Raw genomic sequence first — 4318 nt, 5'->3', positions numbered from 1 at the left:
ACTGTTAAACATTTGCCAGAAAGAACGGTTGGTGTAGGCAATAAACGCATCTGCACGACCATCAAACAATCCACGAACCACCGGTAGTTTTAAACTGATCTGAAATTTGCTTTCCCAGGGTTGAAAATCATAATCACGATCTGGATCGGCAGCATCAAAAGGTGCTTCGTTGGCCGAACCTAAATTATTGCTGAAAATAAAGTAATTCGGCCGGTGAGGTAAGAATGCAAATGGATTATTTGACTGAGTTTTTTCCAGTAGCAATCGACGGGACAACGCCGAACCATCTGCTGTTTGAATAGCTGTAGTGTCATCTACAACGGAAATACTTGGCTGTTGATCTTCAGGAATATCAGAGAGCAACACCGGTGCAACGTCACTTGGCTTTTGTGCCGCAATTTCTACCGCACAAAGTTCACGAATATTGCCGACAGTTACACTGTCATCAGAAGTGACCATCTTCGACAGCATGCATGAATCCATTGTTTGATCCGCATACGCCACACTCATCATACAAGGTGCCAACAACGCACCTACAAACCATTTAGTCATGATTATTCCTTAGTTTCAGAGCGCTTCGACGGTGATACATGACGAAGACAGTATTGGGATTAAACGTTAAATCGGAAATGCATTACATCACCGTCTTTGATGACATATTCTTTCCCTTCAAGACGCCATTTACCGGCATCCTTTGCGCCTTGCTCACCGTTGAACTGAACAAAATCTTCATAGCCAATAACTTCAGCACGGATAAAACCTTTCTGAAAATCGGTATGGATGACCCCGGCTCCCTCTGGTGCTGTCGCGCCGACTTCAACAGTCCAGGCGCGGACTTCCTTAACCCCAGCGGTAAAATAGGTATGTAAGCCTAATAATTGATAACCGCTGCGGATCACCCGATTCAGACCTGGTTCATCCTGACCAAGTTCCTCAAGAAACTCAGCCTTGTCTTCATCTGCCAGATCGGCGATTTCGGACTCAATAGCGGCACAAATGGCTACAACAATCGCGTTCTCTTTAGCCGCCAACGCAGTAACTGCATCTAAAGCAGGGTTATTCTCAAAGCCATCTTCAGCAACATTGGCAATATACATCGTGGGTTTGATGGTCAATAAATGCAACCCCGTCAATAAAGCCAGTTGATCATCATCCAGCTTCATTGCCCGAACTGGCAAACCTTGATCTAAATGTTCGCGAATCTGTATCAATAAATCCAAACGTGCTTTGGCTGTTTTATCGCCACCTTTGGCATCTTTGGTGGTTTTGGTAATGGCTTTTTCGACTGACTCCAAATCGGCTAATGCCAGTTCCGTATTGATGACTTCAATATCATCCAGTGGTGACACTTTACCCGCCACATGCACAACGTTTTCATCTTCAAAACAACGTACAACATGTGCTATTGCATCGGTTTCACGAATATTGGCCAGAAACTTATTACCTAAACCTTCACCTTTGGAAGCGCCAGCTACTAAACCGGCAATATCAACAAATTCCATGGTGGTCGGCAAAACACGTTGCGGTTTCACAATGGCCGCCAGTTTATCCATACGTGGATCAGGCACCGGCACAATGCCAACATTGGGTTCGATTGTGCAAAACGGGTAGTTTTGTGCTTCGATTCCCGCTTGCGTCAGCGCATTAAATAAAGTGGATTTGCCTACATTAGGTAAACCGACGATACCGCATTTAAATCCCATGAGAAATCCTTAGGGTTCATATATAGAATGACTAAACTACTTTTAACTCTCGCCATCGATCGACTACGTCATATAGCAGAGCTAAATTAAACCTGTTTTACTGCGAATGCAGCCAGTTCATAGCTTTATCGAGGTTATCACTGAGTATTTCCGGCAATACTCGCAGGCTATTATCAATACTCGTCAGAATATTCTCTCGATCCGCTGCTGAAGGTTTACTCAACACGTAATCTGCTACTTGCTTGCTGTTACCGGGATGATCAATACCGATCCGGCAACGTAAAAATTCTTTACTGCCTAGTTGGCTGATGATGTCACGTAAACCATTGTGACCACCATGGCCGCCACCACGTTTTAAGCGCACCGTACCTGCAGGTAAATCCAATTCGTCATGAATGACAAGAATATTTTCTGGAGGGACTTTGTAAAAATTGGCCAGCGCCGCAACAGACTGTCCGCTGCGATTCATAAATGTGAGGGGTTTAACTAACCAGATTTTATGTTCTGGGGTTGTGTATTGAATCAGTTGGCCGTGAAATCGAGATTCGGTTTTAAAACCTAGCCTCAAATCATTAGCCAACTGATCCAACCACCAAAACCCGACATTATGACGGGTTTGTTCATACTGAGAACCGGGATTGCCCAGACCGGCGATAATCCAGTTTGCCATAACGGTTCCCGACGACTGAATTACTCTTCAGTCGCGTCCTCATCTGCTTCAGTATCATCAAGATCCACTTTAGCAACACGTGGCTCATGAATACTGACAACTGCTTGATCGTAAGAAGAACGTTCACCTTCTTCCAAATGCTCTTCCTGAGTGTGCGTCAAAGCGGTCAATGTGACGCCTTTAGGCAATTTCAGTTCAGACAAATGGATTGCTTCATCCATCGCCAGCTTGGCAATATCTACTTCAATAAATTCAGGCAGATCTTTCGGCAGGCAAGAGATTTCAACCTCAGTCATCAAATGAGAGACCAGACCACCGACTTTTACGCCAGGAGCTTTTTCTTCATTGATAAAATGCAATGGAATCGTCATTGTCATTGCATGGTTGGCATCAACACGCAGGAAATCTGCATGAATGATTTTGTTGTCATTGGCTGGGTGACGTTGCAGATCTTTCAATACAACCTGATTTTTCTTGCCATCAATAACCAATGTCAGAATGTGCGCATAAAACGCTTCTTCTGCCAGGTGACGGATGAACTGGTTGTGATCAACAGAAACTGAAACAGGTTCTTTTTCAGCGCCATAAACTACTGCTGGTACTTTGCCCGAACGACGTAGGCGGCGGCTCGCACCTTTCCCCTGGTCGGTACGTGCTTCAGCATGTACTTCAAATAAATTTTCCATCTTTTTCTCCAAGACTAAAAAACGGACACCTGGCCCGTTAAATTTGCCGTTTTACGGCTTTTCGCCTCCCCCGCGACCAGGTTCAGCACATACAACCAAAGATTTACTTTTGGTTAATCCATATACAAAGAGCTGACAGACTCTTCGTTACTAATTCGATACATCGCTTCTGCGAGCATTTCTGCAATACTCAACACGCGGATTTTGTCACATGCCGCCGCCTCGGGCTGCAATGGAATGGTGTCCGTTACCACTAATTCATTTAACAAAGACTTGTTAATATTGGCAACCGCTGCACCCGACAAAACGGGATGGGTACAGTAGGCAACCACATTGACCGCACCATGTTCTTTTAATGCCGCTGCCGCAGCACATAAAGTGCCAGCAGTATCGACCATATCATCGACCATCACACAGGTACGGCCATCGACATCACCTATGATGTTCATTACTTTTGCCACATTGGCGCGTGGACGACGCTTGTCAATAATCGCCAACTCAACATCAAGATGCTTGGCCAAAGCACGTGCACGTACCACGCCACCAACATCTGGAGAGACAACGACTAAATCTTCGTATTTATGCTTCCAGATATCGCCAAGCAATACCGGTGAGGCATAAACATTATCAACAGGACAATCAAAAAAGCCCTGGATTTGATCCGCGTGTAAATCAACCGTTAAAACACGATCAGCGCCTACACCAGTCAGCATATTGGCAACGACTTTGGCGGTAATAGCAACACGGGCTGAACGGGGACGGCGATCCTGACGGGAATAACCAAAATAAGGAACAACTAGCGTAATTCGTTTGGCTGATGCACGACGGATAGCGTCGGTCATAACCATTAATTCCATCAAATTATCATTGGTGGGCATACAGGTGGGCTGGACGATAAACACGTCTTTGCCGCGAACATTATCAAGAATTTCCACCATGATCTCGCCATCACTGAATTTCTCAACTGTGGCTTTACCCAAGCTGATATTCAGGAAATTAGCGATACTTTCTGACAGTTTACGATTAGCATTACCGGTGAAGACCATCATCTTGTCGTCTGCAGTACGCTGGTGTAACTGGAGGAGTCGGTTTTGAGTCACTATAGAGATGCCGAGTTCGTTCAATAAACAAAAAGAGTGGCTGGGGTACCAGGATTCGAACCTGGGAATGACGGGATCAAAACCCGTTGCCTTACCGCTTGGCGATACCCCAACTGTTATTACACAACTCTATCAATTTGCAGTTACATTCAGACTTCT

At 45.1% G+C, this 4318-nt stretch carries 5 protein-coding genes and 1 tRNA gene; all 6 read right to left on the bottom strand.

Annotated elements, in window-relative coordinates:
* Positions 1-552: phospholipase A (locus tag Q7V21_RS03790; RefSeq protein WP_304915998.1), on the bottom strand; the 552-nt coding region annotated here is incomplete at its 3' end.
* Between the two features lie 59 nt (positions 553-611).
* Positions 612-1703 carry a redox-regulated ATPase YchF gene (ychF, locus tag Q7V21_RS03785; protein WP_304915997.1) on the bottom strand — a complete coding sequence of 364 codons (1092 nt, stop codon included), beginning with the start codon at positions 1701-1703 and terminating at the stop codon, positions 612-614.
* 97 nt (positions 1704-1800) lie between these two features.
* Positions 1801-2373 carry an aminoacyl-tRNA hydrolase gene (pth, locus tag Q7V21_RS03780; protein WP_304915996.1) on the bottom strand — a complete coding sequence of 191 codons (573 nt, stop codon included), beginning with the start codon at positions 2371-2373 and terminating at the stop codon, positions 1801-1803.
* Between the two features lie 20 nt (positions 2374-2393).
* Complete coding sequence (locus tag Q7V21_RS03775; protein ID WP_304915995.1) at positions 2394-3059, bottom strand: 50S ribosomal protein L25/general stress protein Ctc; 666 nt, start codon at positions 3057-3059, stop codon at positions 2394-2396.
* Between the two features lie 113 nt (positions 3060-3172).
* Positions 3173-4108 (bottom strand): ribose-phosphate diphosphokinase, encoded by a 936-nt coding sequence (locus Q7V21_RS03770; RefSeq protein WP_304915999.1) that lies wholly within the window; start codon positions 4106-4108, stop codon positions 3173-3175.
* A gap of 88 nt (positions 4109-4196) precedes the next feature.
* Positions 4197-4271 (bottom strand) — tRNA-Gln (locus Q7V21_RS03765).
* Positions 4272-4318 lie beyond the last annotated feature (47 nt).

The sequence above is a fragment of the Methylophaga sp. genome (assembly GCF_030651745.1).
Note: the sequence above shows the minus strand (reverse complement) of the source record. Positions and strands in the feature narration are given on the sequence as shown.

Excerpts from the sequence above, each read along its gene's own strand:
- pth (WP_304915996.1), bottom strand. The coding sequence starts at position 2,373 with ATGGCAAACTGGATTATCGCCGGTCTGGGCAATCCCGGTTCTCAGTAT.
- Q7V21_RS03770 (WP_304915999.1), bottom strand. The coding sequence starts at position 4,108 with ATGATGGTCTTCACCGGTAATGCTAATCGTAAACTGTCAGAAAGTATC.
- Q7V21_RS03775 (WP_304915995.1), bottom strand. The coding sequence starts at position 3,059 with ATGGAAAATTTATTTGAAGTACATGCTGAAGCACGTACCGACCAGGGG.
- ychF (WP_304915997.1), bottom strand. The coding sequence starts at position 1,703 with ATGGGATTTAAATGCGGTATCGTCGGTTTACCTAATGTAGGCAAATCC.